Genomic DNA, 15060 nt, shown 5'->3' with positions numbered 1-15060 from the left:
GTGCTGCGGCCCCGCCCGGAGGGTTCGCGGCCCTACCGGGACGTGGTGCAGTCGCGTTCGGAGGTGCCGTGGTTTCGTCCAGAGGAGCCGTCTCGTCTGGAGGTGTTGGAGTCGGGTCTGGCCACGTCTCAACCTCGTTCGGCGTCGCCGCAACCTGGTTCAGGTGCGCTGCGGCCCCGACCCGAGGGTTCGGAGCCCTTCCGGGATCCGGTGCCGTCGCGTTCGGAGGTGTTGGAGTCTCGTCTGGACGTGTCGCAGTCGCGTTGGTCGCGACCTTCTCCGGGCGGGGTGCAGTCCGGTTCGGCTCTGGATGTGCCGGAGGCTCAGTTGGACGTGCCGCAATTCGGTCCGGACGTGCCAGGGGCCCGGTCGGACGTGTCGCGGTCTTCCTTGGGCGGGTCGCAGGCCCCTTCGGAGGAGTGGCAGACCCACCGGAGCGGCCAGGGCGTGTCGCGGGCGCCGCAGTCCGCCGAAGTTCTGGATGTGCCGTCAGGGGAGTCGAGCCCCTCGCCGACGGCTGTCTCGGCTCGGCGGCATGACCGGCTGGGGGAAGGCGCGGAAACTCCGGGGCTTTCCGGTGAGCCGGTGGCGTTGAGCGAGGCGGTTTCGCGCTCTTCTTCAAGACCTTGGCCGCTGCGGCGATCTTCGATGGTTGAGGAGCAGACCAAGGATCGAGGGCGCCGCCCACGGCCGTGGAGTCGTTCGGAGGCGCAGGGGCCGTCGAACGAGGCGACAGGCGGTGTTGGCCTGCTGGAGCCGCCATCGTCCGATGAGCGAGTGCGGACGAGATCGTCGTCGCGCCTGGGCCAGCGACTTGGGGTCAGACACTGGGAAGAGGCACATTTCCTGGAGGCCGAGGGACGAGAGGAGAGAGCGGAGCCTCCTGGAAGCGCCCGTGGTTCCTTCGGACGGGACCGGCTCGACCCAGGGATTCCCGGAGCGCGCGTGCTGGTCATCTGCGGGGTCGTCGCGGCGTTTGCTGCTGGCGCCTACTTCTGGATGGCGCGTCCCCAGCCCCAACCGGTACCCGTGCCGGAACAGGCGGCGGGGCCGTCGCTGGCCTCGGCGCCGCCCACGTCCGTGCCCGCGTCCCAGGGTTCGCAGGTCGTCGTCCATGTGTACGGCAAGGTGCGGCGCCCCGGTGTGGTCAGCCTCCCGAGCGGCTCCCGCGTGGCCGACGCGATCAAAGCCACCGGTGGAGTCCGGCCGGGCGCCGCGACGGGATCCCTCAACCTCGCCCGGAAGTTGGTCGACGGCGAGCAGATCCCCGTTGGTGTACGCGCCCCGCAACCCGCCCAAGCGGCTGGACCCACCAACCCCTCGCCGTCCTCCGGCGCAGCCGCGCCCGGAACGGCGGGGCCGCTCGACCTCAACTCGGCGACGGTCGAACAGCTCGACCAACTTCCGGGGGTCGGTCCGGTGCTGGCTCAGCGCATCGTCGACTATCGCACGCAACACGGCGCCTTCCGTTCCGTGGATCAGCTCCAGGAGGTGTCCGGCATCGGCTCCAGGCGTTTCGCCGATCTCAGAAGCCTGGTGCGCGTATGACACAGGACGAGCCTCCGAAGCATGATCTGCGCCTGGTCGGGCCTGCCCTGGCGACGTGGCTGGCCGCCGCCCTCACGCTTGGCGCGTCGCCGGTCGTGGTGTTCACGGTCTCGGTGGTGTCAGGTGTGGCGGCTTTGGCGCTCCTTTACCCACGACGCCCGGCGCTGTGGCACAAGTGGGCGCGGCCCTCCGACACGACGGGCAGGCACCCGGCCCCTCCGCCGAATCGTCGCGCGCAAGAGTCCAGTTCCTGGAGAGGGGGAAATACCCCAGCGCTCGACATCAGGCGCAGGCTGCACGGGTTTGGCAGAAGCCTCGCGTCGGGAATGCGTGGGCGCTCGGGGCGTCTCGTGGCGGGCGTGATGCTCGCCTGCGTCGCGGCGTCGTCCGCGGCGGTGGGCCTGCGCGCCTCCGCAGTGGGCTCGGGCCCGGTACGAGAGTTGGCCGGCGACCACGCGCACGCCATCGTCGAGGCCGTGCTGACCACGGAACCGCAGGCGGTGGTCCGGCCCGGCCGCCCGACCATCCTGGCGCGGGCCAGAGTCGAGGCGGTCATTGTCCGCGACCGCCGGATCCACGTCCGCGTGCCGGTGCTCCTGATCGCGGACGACCGGCGCTGGCTCGGGCTGCTGCCCAGCCAGCGGGTGCGGCTGAACGGACGTGCGGCGCCGCCCCGGCGGGCCGAGTTACTGGCGGCCACCGTGTTCGTCCGTGGCCCGCCGGCCACGCTCGGCGGCCCCTCGGCCGTGCAGCGCGCCGCCGAGACGGTACGGGCGCGCCTGCGCCAGGCGACGGAGCGGCTGCCGCCCGACCAGCGGGGCGTCCTCCCCGGCATGGTCGTGGGCGACACTTCGCGGCTCACCCCCGAACTGGCGGAGGACTTCCGCACCTCGGGCCTGGCCCACCTGCTGGTCGTCTCCGGGGCCAACCTGGCGATCATCATCGGGGCGGTCCTGGGGCTCTGCAGGCTCGCCGGGCTGGGGCGGTTCCACGCACCGGTCCTCGCGGTGGCGGCCGTCCTGGCGTTCGTCGTGGTGGCACGGCCTGAGCCGAGCGTCCTGCGGGCCACGGTCATGGGCCTCGTCGGACTGCTCGCCCTGGTGACCGGCCGGCGCCGCCAAGGGCTACCCGCGCTCGGCGCCGCCGTGCTGATCCTGGTGCTCATCGATCCGGCCCTGGCCCGCTCGTACGGCTTCATCCTGTCGGTGCTCGCCACGGCGGGACTCCTGCTCCTCGCGCCTCCGTGGCGGGAACGGCTCAGGACCCGCGTCCCAGGCCCCATCGCCGACGCCCTCGCGGTCGCCGCCGCAGCGCAGGTCGCCGTCGCCCCGGTACTGGTCATGCTCTCAGGAGAGGTGGGAGTGATCGCCATCGTCGCCAACCTGCTGGCGGCTCCCGCCGTCGCCCCCGCCACGCTGCTGGGCGCCCTCGCGGCGGTCGTCGCCCTCGTCGCGATGCCGCCGGCCCGGCTCCTGGTCTGGCCTGCCGGGTTCGCGGTCGGCTGGATCGCGGGCATCGCCCGGACCGCGGCGGACCTCCCGTACGCGACCATCCCGTGGCGCGGCGGAGGCCTGGGCGCGGCGAGCCTGATCATCGCCGCCGCCGTGGCGTTACTCGTCCTGCGGAGCCGCCGGCTGCGCCTGATCGCCGTCGCCGTCATGGCCGGAGTGATGATCGCCGTCATCGCCCTCCGCGTGGCCGCCCCGGGATGGCCGCCGCCCGGCTGGGCCATGGTCGCCTGCGATGTCGGTCAGGGCGACGCCCTGGTCCTCGCCAGCGGGACGGGCAGCGGCGTCGTCGTCGACACCGGCTCAGACCCCCGGCCCGTCGACGGCTGCCTGAAACGTCTCGGCGTGAAGGAGATCTCCATACTGGTCCTCACCCACCCGCACGCCGACCACATCGGCGGCACCGCGGGCGTGAGACGCGGCAGGACCGTCCGCATGGCACTGATCACGCCTTCCGGGTTCGGTCGCGAAGCCCGCTATACGAGGGGCCTGACCGTACGGCCTGCCCTGGCCGGGCAACGCTGGGACATCGGACGGCTCAGCCTGACGGTCCTGGGCCCGCCCCCGGCCACGCCCCGGCTGTCCCCGTCCGACGACGGCACCGAGATGAACAACGCGAGCATCGTGCTCGTCGCCCGAAGCCCCGGCTTCAGCGCACTCCTGGCAGGCGACGCGGAGATCGACGCCCAGCGGGCACTGGCCCCGAGCGTGCCGCCCGTCCACGTCCTGAAGGTCCCGCACCACGGCTCGCGCAGCCAGGATCCGGCCTTCTTCGCCGCCGCCCGCCCCTCGATCTCCATCATCTCCGCCGGAAAGGAGAACGACTATGGCCATCCGTCCCCGCCCACGCTCGCCCTGCTCCGCACCCAGGGCGCCCGCATCCACCGCACCGACCAGAGCGGAGACATAGCCGTCGTCCGGACCGCGACCGGCCTGTCCGTGGTCACCCGCCGCTGAAACGATGCCCGGTCGGCGGCGAGGGCGTGAACAGGGAGCGCGGCGTGGCATGCTGCTGGGGTGCCAGCTGATGCCATCACCCTGATCGTGGGAGACGAAGAACTGCTCGTGGAACGGGCGATCGGTGACATCGTCGCTTCCGCGCGCGCCGAGGACCCCGAGACCGAGGTGATCGACCTGGGGCCGGGCGGGCTCGAACCCGGCCGGCTGGCCGAGCTGACCTCCCCCTCCCTGTTCGGCGGCGGCAAGGTCCTCGTCCTGCGCTCAGGCCAGGACCTGGGTAAGGACCTCACCGCCGAGGTTCTCGCATACGCCAAGCGGCCCGCGGAGGATGTCGCGCTGGTCGCCGTCCACCACGGCGGGGCCAAGGGCAAGGCGCTGGTGGACGGCCTGTCCAAGGCCGGTGCGCGGAAGGTGTCGTGCCCCAAGGTCACCAAGGTGGGGGAGCGGATCGACTTCGTGCGCGGCGAGATCCGGCGCGCCGGAGGGAAGATCTCGCCGGACGGGGCCCGCAGCCTGCTCGACGCTGTGGGCAACGACCTGCGGGAACTGGCCGGTGCCTGCAGCCAGCTGGTCGCCGACACCGGGGGCAAGGTCGACGACGCGGCCGTCGCCCGGTACTACCGGGGGCGGGCCGAGGTCAGCGGGTTCACCGTCGCCGACAAGGCGATCGAGGGGCAACTGGCCGAGGCGCTCGAACAACTGCGCTGGGCATTGGCGACCGGCGTCGCACCGGTGCTGATCGTGAGCGCGCTCGCCCAGGGCGTTCGAGGCCTGGCCAAGGTCGGCGGAGCCCCGCGAGGAGCCCGGGGCGCGGCCCTCGCCAAGGATCTCGGCATGCCGCCCTGGAAGATCGACCGGGTGCAGCGGCAGCTGCGGGGCTGGTCGGGAGACGGCGTGGCCCGCGCCCTCAGCGCCGTCGCCGAGGCGGACGCCCAGGTCAAGGGAGGCGCCGCCGACCCCGCCTACGCCCTGGAGAAAACGGTCGCCGACATCGTCGCCGCCCGCCAATCCCGCTGACCGCCCGCCGACCCCCTCCTACCACTCTCACCCCGTGCCTTCCGGCACCACGTCCACATGCCTTGCGGGCACCAGGTCCGTGTGCCTTCTGGGCGCCACGTCCACATGCCTTCCGGGTGCCACGTCCGTGTGCCTTCTGGGCGCCACGTCCACATGCCTTCCGGGTGCCACGTCTGCGTGCCTGGCGGGCACCAGGTCCGTGTGCCTTGCGGCTGTCAGGTCTGCGTGTCTTGCGGTAGCGCGTGTGCGTGCTTTCCCGGCATCAGGTCTGCGTGCCGTCCGGCACCGTGTGCGTGTGCTTTGCGGTAGCGCGTTCGTGGGGCTTTTTGGGGTGGGGTTACGTTTGGGGGGTGGAGATGGTTTTCAGGCCTTCGGCTTCCATGGTTACGTAGCGGCGGGTCAGGCGGCCGTACAGGAGGCCGATCAAGGGGGCGGCGGGGCCCTTCTGGTCGAGGGTGAGGCGGGCGGAGACCGTGCCGGCGGACTCGGTGAGGATGTGAGCGCCCGTCGTGACCACTCCGGCGCTGCGGGACTCCCAGGTGAAGGCGCGGCCGGGATCGAAGTCGGTGACCGTCCAGACGGCCGCCGGGAGTTTGGGCTGGTGGACTCGGGCCTTCGAGCCCTTTCCGAACGGGCCGTCGTCGAGGCGCTCGACACGGGTGATCGACTCGGTCATCTGAGGCCAGCGTTCGACGTCGACGAGGTGGCCCCAGACCGTCTCGATGGGGGCGTCGATGTCCACGGTGATCTCGAAGCGCATCGCGAGTCCGTTCGTTCAGGGGATGGTGAGGAACTCCGGGGGGACGATGTCGACGAGCCAGACGCCGTTGGTGCTGACGCGGAACTCGTGGCCCGCGGCGGCCATGCCCGCGGCGTCGATCGTGAGGATGACCGGCCGGCCGCGGCGGGCGCCGACGCGGGTCGCGGTCTCCCGGTCGGGGGAGAGGTGGACGGCGTGGCGGCGCATCGGGCGCAGGCCGTCGCGGCGGATCTCGGACAGCGCGGGCCCCGCCGTGCCGTGGTACAGGACGGGCGGCGGCTCCGTCACCGGAAGACCGAGGTCGACCGGGATCGAGTGGCCCTGGTTCGCGCGGATCCGTTCGCCGGTGTCGTCGAAGGCGAAGCGCCGCTTGTCGTTGGCCGCCACGACATGGTCGAGCTCGTCCCGGGTGATGGGGAAGCGGTGCGCGGCGGCCGCCCGGAGCAGGTCGTCGACGTCGGTCCAACCGGCCGGATCGAGAGTGAGTCCTATGCGCTCGGGCTGGTGCCGCAGGTGTTTGGAGAGGTACTTGGAGACCTTCACCAGGCGGCGCTCGTCCATGGTGATGACCGTAGCCGTAAAGGGCCCCGCGAGCAGTTCATTTACGCGGCGACCCATGGCCGCTGATCCGGCGCGGAATTGAGTCCGGGCGGGGACGAAGAGCAGCACTGTGGGCCGGGGTCGCTTTCAGGGGCGGCCCCGGCCGTACAGGAGTCTGTCTCAGGCCTGGAGCGCGGCGGCGCGCTTGGCGATCGCCGACTTGCGGTTGGCGGCCTGGTTCTTGTGGATGACGCCCTTGCTGACCGCCTTGTCGAGCTTGCGGGCGGCGTCGCGCTGGGCGACCACGGCCTTCTCGACCTCGCCGGCGTCGGCGGCCTCGCGGAACTTGCGGATCGCCGTCTTCAGCTCGGACTTGACGGCCTTGTTGCGCAGGCGGGCCTTCTCGTTCTGCTTGTTGCGCTTGATCTGGGACTTGATGTTAGCCACGTCGTAGTGCCTCAGCCTTGGTTGCGATCCTCGCCTGCCGCGCAGCGGGCGGCAGGCTCCAACGTTCGATAGACGGGGCGACGGTGCCCCGAGGCACGACGGTACGCCACACGCAGTCGCACAGCCTACCAATCACGCGGCACGGGCCCAAACCCGCCCGCGTACGGAGCATCGAGCCGGGCATGGGACCATGGGATACGGCTGACCATGCCATCGTTCCCTGTCCACCAGTGAGTTTGCGAACGGACCCCGGTGCCAGCGCCTGAGCCCAACAAGACCGACCCCGCGATCATCCGCAACTTCTGCATCATCGCGCACATCGACCATGGCAAGTCGACGCTCGCCGACCGGATGCTGCAGCTCACGGGGGTCGTCGAGGAACGGCAGATGCGCGCGCAGTACCTCGACCGCATGGACATCGAGCGCGAGCGCGGGATCACGATCAAGAGCCAGGCCGTGCGGCTCCCCTGGACCGGCGCGGACGGTACGGACTTCGTCCTCAACCTGATCGACACCCCCGGGCACGTCGACTTCTCCTACGAGGTGTCGCGCTCGCTGGCGGCGTGCGAGGGCGCGGTGCTGCTGGTGGACGCGGCGCAGGGCATCGAGGCGCAGACCCTGGCCAACCTGTACCTGGCGATCGAGGCCGACCTGCACCTGATCCCGGTGCTGAACAAGATCGACCTGCCCGCGGCGCAGCCCGACAAGTACGCCGAGGAGCTGGCCGGGATCATCGGCTGCGACCCCTCGGACGTGCTGCGCGTGTCCGGCAAGACCGGGGAGGGCGTCCCCGAGCTGCTCAACCGGATCGTCGAGACGGTGCCGGCCCCGGTCGGCGACCCCGACGGCCCGGCCCGCGCGCTGATCTTCGACTCGGTCTACGACACCTACCGCGGCGTGGTCACCTACGTGCGGATCATGGACGGGCATCTGTCCCGGCGCGAGAAGAGCCTGATGATGTCCACGGGCGCCGCGCACGAGACGCTGGAGGTCGGGGTGATCTCGCCCGAGCCCAAGCCGGTGGCGGGCCTGGGCGTCGGCGAGGTCGGCTACCTGATCACGGGGGTGAAGGACGTCCGGCAGGCGCGGGTCGGCGACACCGTGACCCTCGCCTCGCGGGCGGCGCCCGAGGCGCTGGGCGGTTACCAGGACCCCAAGCCGATGGTGTTCTCCGGCCTGTACCCGATGGACGGCGACCAGTACCCCGAGCTGCGGGACGCCCTCGACAAGCTGCGGCTGAACGACGCCGCGCTGATCTACGAGCCGGAGACCTCGGCCGCGCTGGGCTTCGGGTTCCGCTGCGGCTTCCTCGGGCTGCTGCACATGGAGATCGTCCGGGAGCGGCTGGAGCGCGAGTTCGGCCTGTCGCTGATCTCGACCGCGCCGAACGTGGTCTACCGGGTGGTCATGGAGGACGGCACCGAGCACGTCGTCACCAACCCGAGCGAGTTCCCCGAGGGCAAGATCGGCACGGTGTACGAGCCGGTGGTCAAGGCGACGCTGCTGTCCCCCAGCGAGCACATCGGCGCGATCATGGAGCTGTGCCAGGGGCGCCGGGGCGTGCTGCTGGGCATGGACTACCTGTCGGAGGACCGGGTCGAGATCCGCTACACGCTGCCCCTCGCGGAGATCATCTTCGACTTCTTCGACCAGCTGAAGTCGCGCACGCGGGGCTACGCCTCGCTCGACTACGAGCCCAGCGGCGAGCAGGAGTCCGACCTGGTCAAGGTCGACATCCTGCTGCAGGGCGAGTCGGTGGACGCCTTCAGCCAGATCGTCCACCGCGACAAGTCCCGCGAGTACGGGCTGATGATGACCTCCAAGCTCAAGGAACTGATCCCGCGGCAGCAGTACGAGGTGCCGATCCAGGCCGCCATCGGCGCCCGGATCATCGCCCGCGAGAACATCCGCGCCATCCGCAAGGACGTCCTGGCCAAGTGCTACGGCGGCGACATCTCCCGTAAGCGCAAGCTCCTGGAGAGGCAGAAGGAGGGCAAGAAGCGGATGAAGACGATCGGCCGGGTCGACGTGCCGCAGGAGGCCTTCGTCGCCGCCCTGTCCACCGGCGAGGCGTCCCCGGCGGACAAGGGCAAGAAGTAGGACGACCGCCCCCCGGCACCGGGCTGTGCGGGGGCACCCGGATGCCTGTTTGAACGGTTTGGGCCGTTTGCGCGATTCTTGGGTTTTGGCGGGCGTGTAGGGGTTTGTAGGTCTTTGCTGCCGGTGGCCCATTCCCCTTGTCTCCGGTCTTTTCGCTGGTCAGACAAGGTGGACGTGGGTGGGTGCGTGGCTGTTTCCCTTGAATTGGCAAAGTGACGGTGACCTTGTGTCCACGGGAGGACACTGGGAGTCGTGAACCACACGTTGCTGCATCAGGTTCTCGTGGCCGCCCTGGTAGTGCCGGTGGGGCTGGCGGAGAAGGCGGATCAGAGGTCGGCGACGGGTGCCGGGCTGCGGCTCGGCGAGGGCACCTGGGCGCGCTGTGATCTCGCGGTGTTCCGGAAGGACCGTGCCGGGGCGTCGGCGTGCTCGGTGCTGGGGCCGCCGCTGCTGGCCGTCGAGGTGACCTCGGACATCTCGCGCGCGATCGATCTCGGACCCAAGAAGGCCCTGTACGAGCGGTTCGGAGTGCCCTCGTACTGGGTGGTGGACGTCCGCGACGACGAGCCCGAGGTCGTGGTGTTCGAGCTGGGCGACGACGCCCGGTACGCCGAGGAGGCCCGTGTCGCGTGGGGCGAGACCCGCACGCTGACCCGCCCGTTCCCGATCTCCATCGCCCCCGACCAGATCTTCGCCCGGCTGCCGCGCCGGGTCGCCCCCAGGAGGATGATCGCCTTGTCCGAGCAGGTGACGACGCACGCCGCGGGCCCCGACCTGCCGGGCAGCGAGGAGCCGATCCTCATCGACTCCTTCGGGCGGCGCTGGCCGACCGGCGCGGAGAAGGTCGAGCTCTGGGACGGCTGCCCGGTCTTCTACGGCGCCTGGGACGAGCGGGACGTGGAGATCGCGGCCCGGGCCTATCCGGGCCGCGTCGTGCGCCTCGACCAGCCGCCGGGCGAGCCGGGCACGATGACGGTCCTGCCCGGCCCCGCGCGCCGTCCGGGGCCCGAAGGGCGCGGGCGCGACGTGGAGGAGGAGTGCCGGGACGTCGAGGAGCACGCCCTGGACGACGGCGAGGACAGGTCGCGCCGTCCCGTCGAGGTCGAGGCGTCCTGAGGCCGCGTTCCTCTGAGCTGCCTGAGAGCGCTCGCCCCTGCCCGCCTGGGCAGGGGCGTGTGCGGCCCGGCTAAGGGGTCACCTGGTCTTGAACAGGGGCCAGGCCACCACGGACGGGACAGGGCGGAACTCGCCCCGGTTGGCCGCCCTGGCCGCGAACACCAGGAAGAACATGACGGCGGCGGTGAACACCAGCGGCAGCCAGATGAACGGCTCGAAGACCAGGGAGAGCAGCCCTCCGAGGATCCACACGGCGATGGCGGCGAGGCCCATGTTGAGGCCCTGCGCGGCGTGGCGGCGGACGAAGGCCGAGCGGCCCTTGCCGAAGAAGACGACCGCGGGAGCGATCGCGCCCACCAGGAACTGGCCGACGTAGGCCATCAGGGCCCAGGTCTTGTCGTCGTGACTCACCTGGCCGTAGTGCCCCTGCATGGGGGGCGTGCCTCCAGGAGGCGGCTGCTGCCAGCCTGGTTGCTGACCGTAGCCGGGCGACGGGGGAGGCCCGTAGGCCATGGCGCGTGTCCTCTCCGAGTCCGCTTGGCGTTGCGGAACGCTCTGGCTCTGAATTGAGACCTTTGGTGAATTCTATGACTCCCCGGAGGCGCCGGAAGTTCACCCTTTCCGATCGGTCTCGATCGACTTCGGCGAACGCCTGCCGGTTTCGTCGGCTTTGCTGATTCTTGGGGTTTCACCTTCGCCAGAGCGTCGCCACCGGGGTCTGCGGGGTCAGGGTGACGGATCCGTTCCAGGTGATGGCCGATGGCCGGGGAAGGTAGGTCCTGCCGAGGAAGAAGCCCCGGTGGAGTGCGGTGACCGTGGCCGGGGCGCCGTTGTCGCCCAGGCCCACGGGCTGCCGGACGGCCTCGATGCCCGCGATGTCGTCCACGGTGGTGCCCGCGGGCAGTTCGATCGTGGTGGCGGCGGGTCCGTCGCGTTCGATCGACCAGGTGCGTTCACCGTGGTCGGAACGGTAGAGGCGGGAGGTGTCGTCCTTGAGCCGCACGCCGAGGGTCACCCCTGGGGCCGAGCCCCAACCCTGGGTCGGGCCACCGGTCTTCTTGGCCAGCTCCACGAACAGGTAGGTGCGCGGGTTTCCGACCTCGCGGGTGTCCGGGTCCGAGGGCTTCTCCACGCGTCCCTCGCGCAGCATCTCCTGGGCCATGACGCGGTACGTCCAGGGCTCGCGGTCCATGACGACCTCGCGTGCGCGGTCGGCGGGGCGCGTCCTGGAGGCGTCGGGCAGGAACCGCAGGGGCGCCCCGGGCGAGATGACATCGCACATGTTGTTGTTGGACGTGCAGGTCTGCAGGACGGGATGGTCGCCCTCGTAGCGTCCGGTGAACTTCAGCGTCAGGTGCTGGGGCCCCTGGTAGACGCCGGTCCCTTCGACCCTGCGGCCGGTCTCGTCCACCTCGACCCGGTAGACCCACTCCACGTCGGTCGTGCGCCCCCACCTGGCCATCAGGGCGGGGCTGTCGGTGCCGCCGTCCTCGTTGCTCCACACCACCGAGTACTCCAGGACGCGGTGGCCTGCCGTGGCCGCGGGCCGTGACTCGTGCCAGGCGATGAGCGGGGTGTCGGTGCGGACGTTCTGGTAAGGGTCGCCGAAGGGCCACCCGGTTCGTCCCACGACGACGGGGGCGTGCCGGAGGGCGGTCTGGTCGGCCGTGGGCATGTGCACCTTCGGCCGTGCGAGGGTGACGCGCCGTGCGGCGGGCGCGCTGGCGTTGAGGAACCGCAGGGTCACCCGGTGCTCGCCCTGCCGCACGTGGCCGAGCCCGAGGCTTCGCGGGACCGCCTCGAGGCCGGGGACGACGAGATCGGTGACATGGCGGCCGTCCACGTCGATCGCCAGGACGGCCGATTCGGCGCCCTGGCGGGCCCAGGAGACGGCGGGAGCGGCCGCGGCGAACCGGATGACCGCCTCACCGTCCCGGGCCGCCGTGAACGGAATGGTGCGTGCGGGGCCGTCGCGTTCGACGACGAGGGTGCCCGGAGCGGAGGCGAGGGCGGGGGAGTGGACGAGCAGGGGCACGCCGCCGGCGACGAGGAGGGCGAGGGCGGCGGTGTCACGCGCACGGGCTCTCATGGGCCGCGAACCTAAGGACCCAGGATTGCGGTCAGGTGACGAACGGGTCCCTCGTGGGTGTCGGGGCCGTGGCGTCGCCTGGGGGCGTCCGGGGATGGCGTTAGCGGTTCAGGAACCAGAACGCCGGAGTGCTGGGGAAACTCAGCGACGCACCGGTGAAGCGCTCCTCGGGATTCGCCGGGCCGCCGCCGTTGCCGGCGGTGGCGGCGTCCGGACGGTGCAGGGTCAATCCCATGGCGGGGACGTGGAAGCCGTAACGGCCCTTGGGAGCGACGTCATGGCCGAGGCCGCGGAACAACGCGACGACATCGTCGGCGGGTTCGTTCAGGAGGTCGATGCCGTCCAGCCGTAGCCGCAGTTCCGGGTTGCCGCTCCAGCCCGGGCCCAGGGAGCCGTGGATCTCGGCTATCCGCTCGGTGTCGTCCTCCAGGCACAGCGTGGAGACGTGGAGACCGCCCCGGCCGATACGGACGCTGCGGTGGTCGGTGTACCCGCAGAGGAAGGACGCCTTGGGCGCAGGGGTGCCGCACTGTTCGGACACGGCGTTCAGGGTCGTCCACGCGTCGGAGGCCAGCGTCGAGAAGAGGAGGTGGGCGTTCGGGAGCACGGCGCCGCGTCCAGGCTCCAGGGTCACCACGAAGGGCGGCACCTTGCCCGGGAACCGTGCGGGGTCGGGGTCTCCCAGCGTCACCAGGCCTTCCCAGGAGGTGGGGTCGTCCACCGCGAACCATGCGATCTGCGCCTCCGCGCCCAGTTCGAGGAAGGTCTGGTCGGTGAGCGCCCGTCCGATGTGGTCGCGCAGGGTTTCGGCCGTCTCTCCCAGGCGGTGCCGCCACCACGGGGGTTCGGGGTCGCGTTCGGCCCGCCCTGGAGGCTGCCAGGAGACGCCCGGTCCGCTCAGGGGGAAGTGCTGTTCGCCCTCGTGCTGGTCGACGACCGTGTAGCCCCAGCCCTCCGGCTCGCCGTACAGCAGCACGCGCGTGGGCACCCGCCCGTACTTCACCGCCCCCTGATCAGCCACCCGGCGACCCTATCCGTCCAAAAGACCTTGCCGGAGCCAAGGTTCGCCACGACACGGCGGCGGTCGCTTGGCGCGGGACCCCGGATCGGTACGGTCGGGGCAGTGGCCACTATGGTTCCGGAGGTTCGATCGTGACCCACTCCGAGCAGGTGCTGCGCTCTCCCAAGGAGCGGGCAGCGGTGAACGGCGCCGTCCGCGCGCTGCGCTCGGCCGCCCCCAGCGGGTGGGAACGGCTCGGATTCGAGTTCCGCGCGACCGTGGGCATCGACAGCGCCTCGTTCGAGGTGGTCGGCGCGGGGGGCGAGAGCCGCGCCGCCATGCCGCCGGGCCAGGCGGTCGGCAGGATGGACGAGCTGCGCCGCGTGATGTACCGGCGGGGGCAGGGCGCGTGGTTCACCGCGCGGCTGGACATCGAGCGCGGCGGCCGGTTCAGCGCCGAGTTCGACTACGACGGCGAACCCGAGTTCAGACCGCCTCTGACCCCGTCCGCCTACGCCCTCGACCTCGAACGCTTCCCCCGTTCGGAGGAGCACATCCCCGGCTGGCTCCGCGACAAGCTGGGCGAGGGCGCCCACGGCATCACGACCCTCAGGCCACGCCGCTAACGGCAGAAGCGCCCGCCCCCGGGGCCGCCGGCCGGGCGCTGTGTATCCCTGGGCCCTGGTCGGCTCGCCTTGGACGCGGCGGCGCGGGACGGAGCAGGGCGTCGGGCGGGGCAGACTTGAAGGGTGCCCTCTACCCTGCCCGACGGTGACCCGGTACCCGCCGATGGTGCGCTGCCCCTGAGCGCCCTGGACGGGCTGGGGAAGCGGCCGTTCGCCTTCTACGTGCACGTCCCGTTCTGCGTGACGCGGTGCGGCTACTGCGACTTCAACACCTACACCGCCACAGAGCTCGGCCCCGGGGCGAGCCGTGACTCCTATGCCGAGACGGCGATCGAGGAGGTACGGCTGGCCCGCCGTGTGCTGGGCGACGCGGACCTGCCCGTGGAAACGGTGTTCGTGGGGGGAGGCACACCCACCCTGCTGCCTCCCGAAGACCTGGGGCGGATCCTCGGGGCCATCGACGCCGAGTTCGGCCTGGCCGGGAACGCCGAGATCACCACGGAGGCCAACCCGGAATCGGTGGACGACCGCTACCTGGAACGCCTGCGGGAGAACGGGTTCACGCGCGTCTCGTACGGCATGCAAAGCGCGCGCGAGCACGTGCTGGCCGTCCTGGACCGCACCCACACCCCGGGCCGGATCCCCCAGGTCGTCGACTGGACGCGCAAGGCCGGCTTCGAGCACATCAACCTGGACCTGATCTATGGCACTCCGGGTGAGAGCGATGACGACTGGCGGGCCTCCCTGGAGGCGGCGCTGGCGGCAGGCCCCGACCACGTGTCCGCCTACGCGCTGATCGTGGAGGAGGGGACCCGCCTGGCCGCGCAGGTGCGGAGGGGGGAACTGACCCCGCCCGATGACGACGCGATGGCCGACCGCTACCTCATGGCAGACGAACTGCTGTCCGCCCAGGGGCTGAGCTGGTACGAGATCTCCAACTGGGCCGCGACCCCGGACGCCGCCTGCCGCCACAACCTCCTCTACTGGACCGGCGCCGACTGGTGGGGCGTCGGGCCCGGCGCGCACAGCCACGTGGGCGGCACCCGCTGGTGGAACGTCAAGCATCCCGCCGCGTACGCCGCCCGGCTGGCCGAGAAGGTCACGCCCGCGCACGCCCGCGAGGTCCTGGACGACGATGACCGGCACATCGAGCGCGTCATGCTGGAACTGCGGCTGGCCGAGGGCTGCCCGGCCGGCCTGCTGGACGACGCGGCGGTACGGCGCGCCATCGCCGACGGCCTCGTCGAGCCCGGCCCGTACGAGCGGGGCCGCGCCGTCCTCACCCTGCGCGGCCGCCTGCTCGCCGACGCCGTCGTCCGCGACCTCACCTGACCGGCCGCGCCGGGCCG

Annotated in this window: 13 protein-coding genes; 7 read left to right on the top strand and 6 right to left on the bottom strand. The window is 71.4% G+C overall.

Annotated elements, in window-relative coordinates:
• Window positions 1–945: 945 nt before the first annotated feature.
• From ACFPZN_RS44410 to holA, 3 genes are all read left to right on the top strand, one after another.
• Complete coding sequence (locus ACFPZN_RS44410; RefSeq protein WP_378288940.1) at window positions 946–1548, top strand: ComEA family DNA-binding protein; 603 nt, start codon at window positions 946–948, stop codon at window positions 1546–1548.
• Between the two features lie 362 nt (window positions 1549–1910).
• Window positions 1911–4013: a DNA internalization-related competence protein ComEC/Rec2 gene (locus ACFPZN_RS44405; RefSeq protein WP_378288970.1), complete on the top strand. Its 2103-nt coding sequence runs from the start codon at window positions 1911–1913 to the stop codon at window positions 4011–4013.
• Between the two features lie 60 nt (window positions 4014–4073).
• Entirely contained in the window at window positions 4074–5033 is a 960-nt protein-coding gene (gene holA / locus ACFPZN_RS44400) for a DNA polymerase III subunit delta (protein ID WP_378288938.1), read from the top strand.
• Between the two features lie 337 nt (window positions 5034–5370).
• Here holA and ACFPZN_RS44395 read toward each other — a convergent pair whose 3' ends face one another.
• The 3 genes from ACFPZN_RS44395 to rpsT form a co-directional block, all read right to left on the bottom strand.
• Window positions 5371–5793 carry an SRPBCC family protein gene (locus ACFPZN_RS44395; RefSeq protein ID WP_378288936.1) on the bottom strand — a complete coding sequence of 141 codons (423 nt, stop codon included), beginning with the start codon at window positions 5791–5793 and terminating at the stop codon, window positions 5371–5373.
• Window positions 5794–5808: 15 nt separating this feature from the next.
• The gene (locus tag ACFPZN_RS44390; RefSeq protein WP_378288934.1) at window positions 5809–6354 is read right to left on the bottom strand and encodes an RNA 2'-phosphotransferase; all 546 of its coding nucleotides are present in this window, start codon (window positions 6352–6354) and stop codon (window positions 5809–5811) included.
• Between the two features lie 159 nt (window positions 6355–6513).
• Window positions 6514–6780, bottom strand: coding sequence for a 30S ribosomal protein S20 (gene rpsT / locus ACFPZN_RS44385; RefSeq protein WP_378288932.1), 267 nt, complete (start codon window positions 6778–6780; stop codon window positions 6514–6516).
• Window positions 6781–7032: 252 nt separating this feature from the next.
• On the opposite strand from rpsT, the gene lepA reads away from it, so the two are divergent.
• Window positions 7033–8880: a translation elongation factor 4 gene (gene lepA / locus ACFPZN_RS44380; protein ID WP_378288930.1), complete on the top strand. Its 1848-nt coding sequence runs from the start codon at window positions 7033–7035 to the stop codon at window positions 8878–8880.
• Window positions 8881–9132: 252 nt separating this feature from the next.
• Window positions 9133–9996, top strand: coding sequence for a Uma2 family endonuclease (locus tag ACFPZN_RS44375; RefSeq protein WP_378288928.1), 864 nt, complete (start codon window positions 9133–9135; stop codon window positions 9994–9996).
• A 78-nt stretch (window positions 9997–10074) separates the two neighbouring features.
• Here ACFPZN_RS44375 and ACFPZN_RS44370 read toward each other — a convergent pair whose 3' ends face one another.
• The 3 genes from ACFPZN_RS44370 to ACFPZN_RS44360 all read right to left on the bottom strand — a co-directional run bounded on the left by ACFPZN_RS44370 (window position 10075) and on the right by ACFPZN_RS44360 (window position 13106).
• Window positions 10075–10428, bottom strand: coding sequence for a DUF4870 domain-containing protein (locus tag ACFPZN_RS44370; RefSeq protein ID WP_378288926.1), 354 nt, complete (start codon window positions 10426–10428; stop codon window positions 10075–10077).
• A gap of 256 nt (window positions 10429–10684) precedes the next feature.
• Window positions 10685–12085, bottom strand: coding sequence for a hypothetical protein (locus ACFPZN_RS44365; protein ID WP_378288924.1), 1401 nt, complete (start codon window positions 12083–12085; stop codon window positions 10685–10687).
• A gap of 100 nt (window positions 12086–12185) precedes the next feature.
• A complete protein-coding gene (locus ACFPZN_RS44360; RefSeq protein WP_378288922.1) occupies window positions 12186–13106 on the bottom strand; it encodes a hypothetical protein in 921 nt (306 codons plus the stop codon).
• A gap of 131 nt (window positions 13107–13237) precedes the next feature.
• Here ACFPZN_RS44360 and ACFPZN_RS44355 point away from each other — a divergent pair, with 131 nt between their 5' ends.
• Both ACFPZN_RS44355 and hemW read left to right on the top strand, forming a co-directional pair.
• The gene (locus tag ACFPZN_RS44355) at window positions 13238–13711 is read left to right on the top strand and encodes an antitoxin YezG family protein (protein ID WP_378288920.1); all 474 of its coding nucleotides are present in this window, start codon (window positions 13238–13240) and stop codon (window positions 13709–13711) included.
• Between the two features lie 123 nt (window positions 13712–13834).
• Complete coding sequence (gene hemW / locus ACFPZN_RS44350) at window positions 13835–15043, top strand: radical SAM family heme chaperone HemW (protein ID WP_378288918.1); 1209 nt, start codon at window positions 13835–13837, stop codon at window positions 15041–15043.
• The last annotated feature ends 17 nt before the right edge of the window (window positions 15044–15060 follow it).

The organism is Actinomadura rugatobispora (assembly GCF_042656285.1).
Classification (GTDB): Bacteria; Actinomycetota; Actinomycetes; order Streptosporangiales; family Streptosporangiaceae; genus Spirillospora; species Spirillospora rugatobispora.
Note: the sequence above shows the minus strand (reverse complement) of the source record. Positions and strands in the feature narration are given on the sequence as shown.

Excerpts from the sequence above, each read along its gene's own strand:
- ACFPZN_RS44370 (WP_378288926.1), bottom strand. The coding sequence starts at position 10,428 with ATGCAGGGGCACTACGGCCAGGTGAGTCACGACGACAAGACCTGGGCC.
- ACFPZN_RS44395 (WP_378288936.1), bottom strand. The coding sequence starts at position 5,793 with ATGCGCTTCGAGATCACCGTGGACATCGACGCCCCCATCGAGACGGTC.
- ACFPZN_RS44365 (WP_378288924.1), bottom strand. The coding sequence starts at position 12,085 with ATGAGAGCCCGTGCGCGTGACACCGCCGCCCTCGCCCTCCTCGTCGCC.
- ACFPZN_RS44405 (WP_378288970.1), top strand. The coding sequence starts at position 1,911 with ATGCTCGCCTGCGTCGCGGCGTCGTCCGCGGCGGTGGGCCTGCGCGCC.
- ACFPZN_RS44390 (WP_378288934.1), bottom strand. The coding sequence starts at position 6,354 with ATGGACGAGCGCCGCCTGGTGAAGGTCTCCAAGTACCTCTCCAAACAC.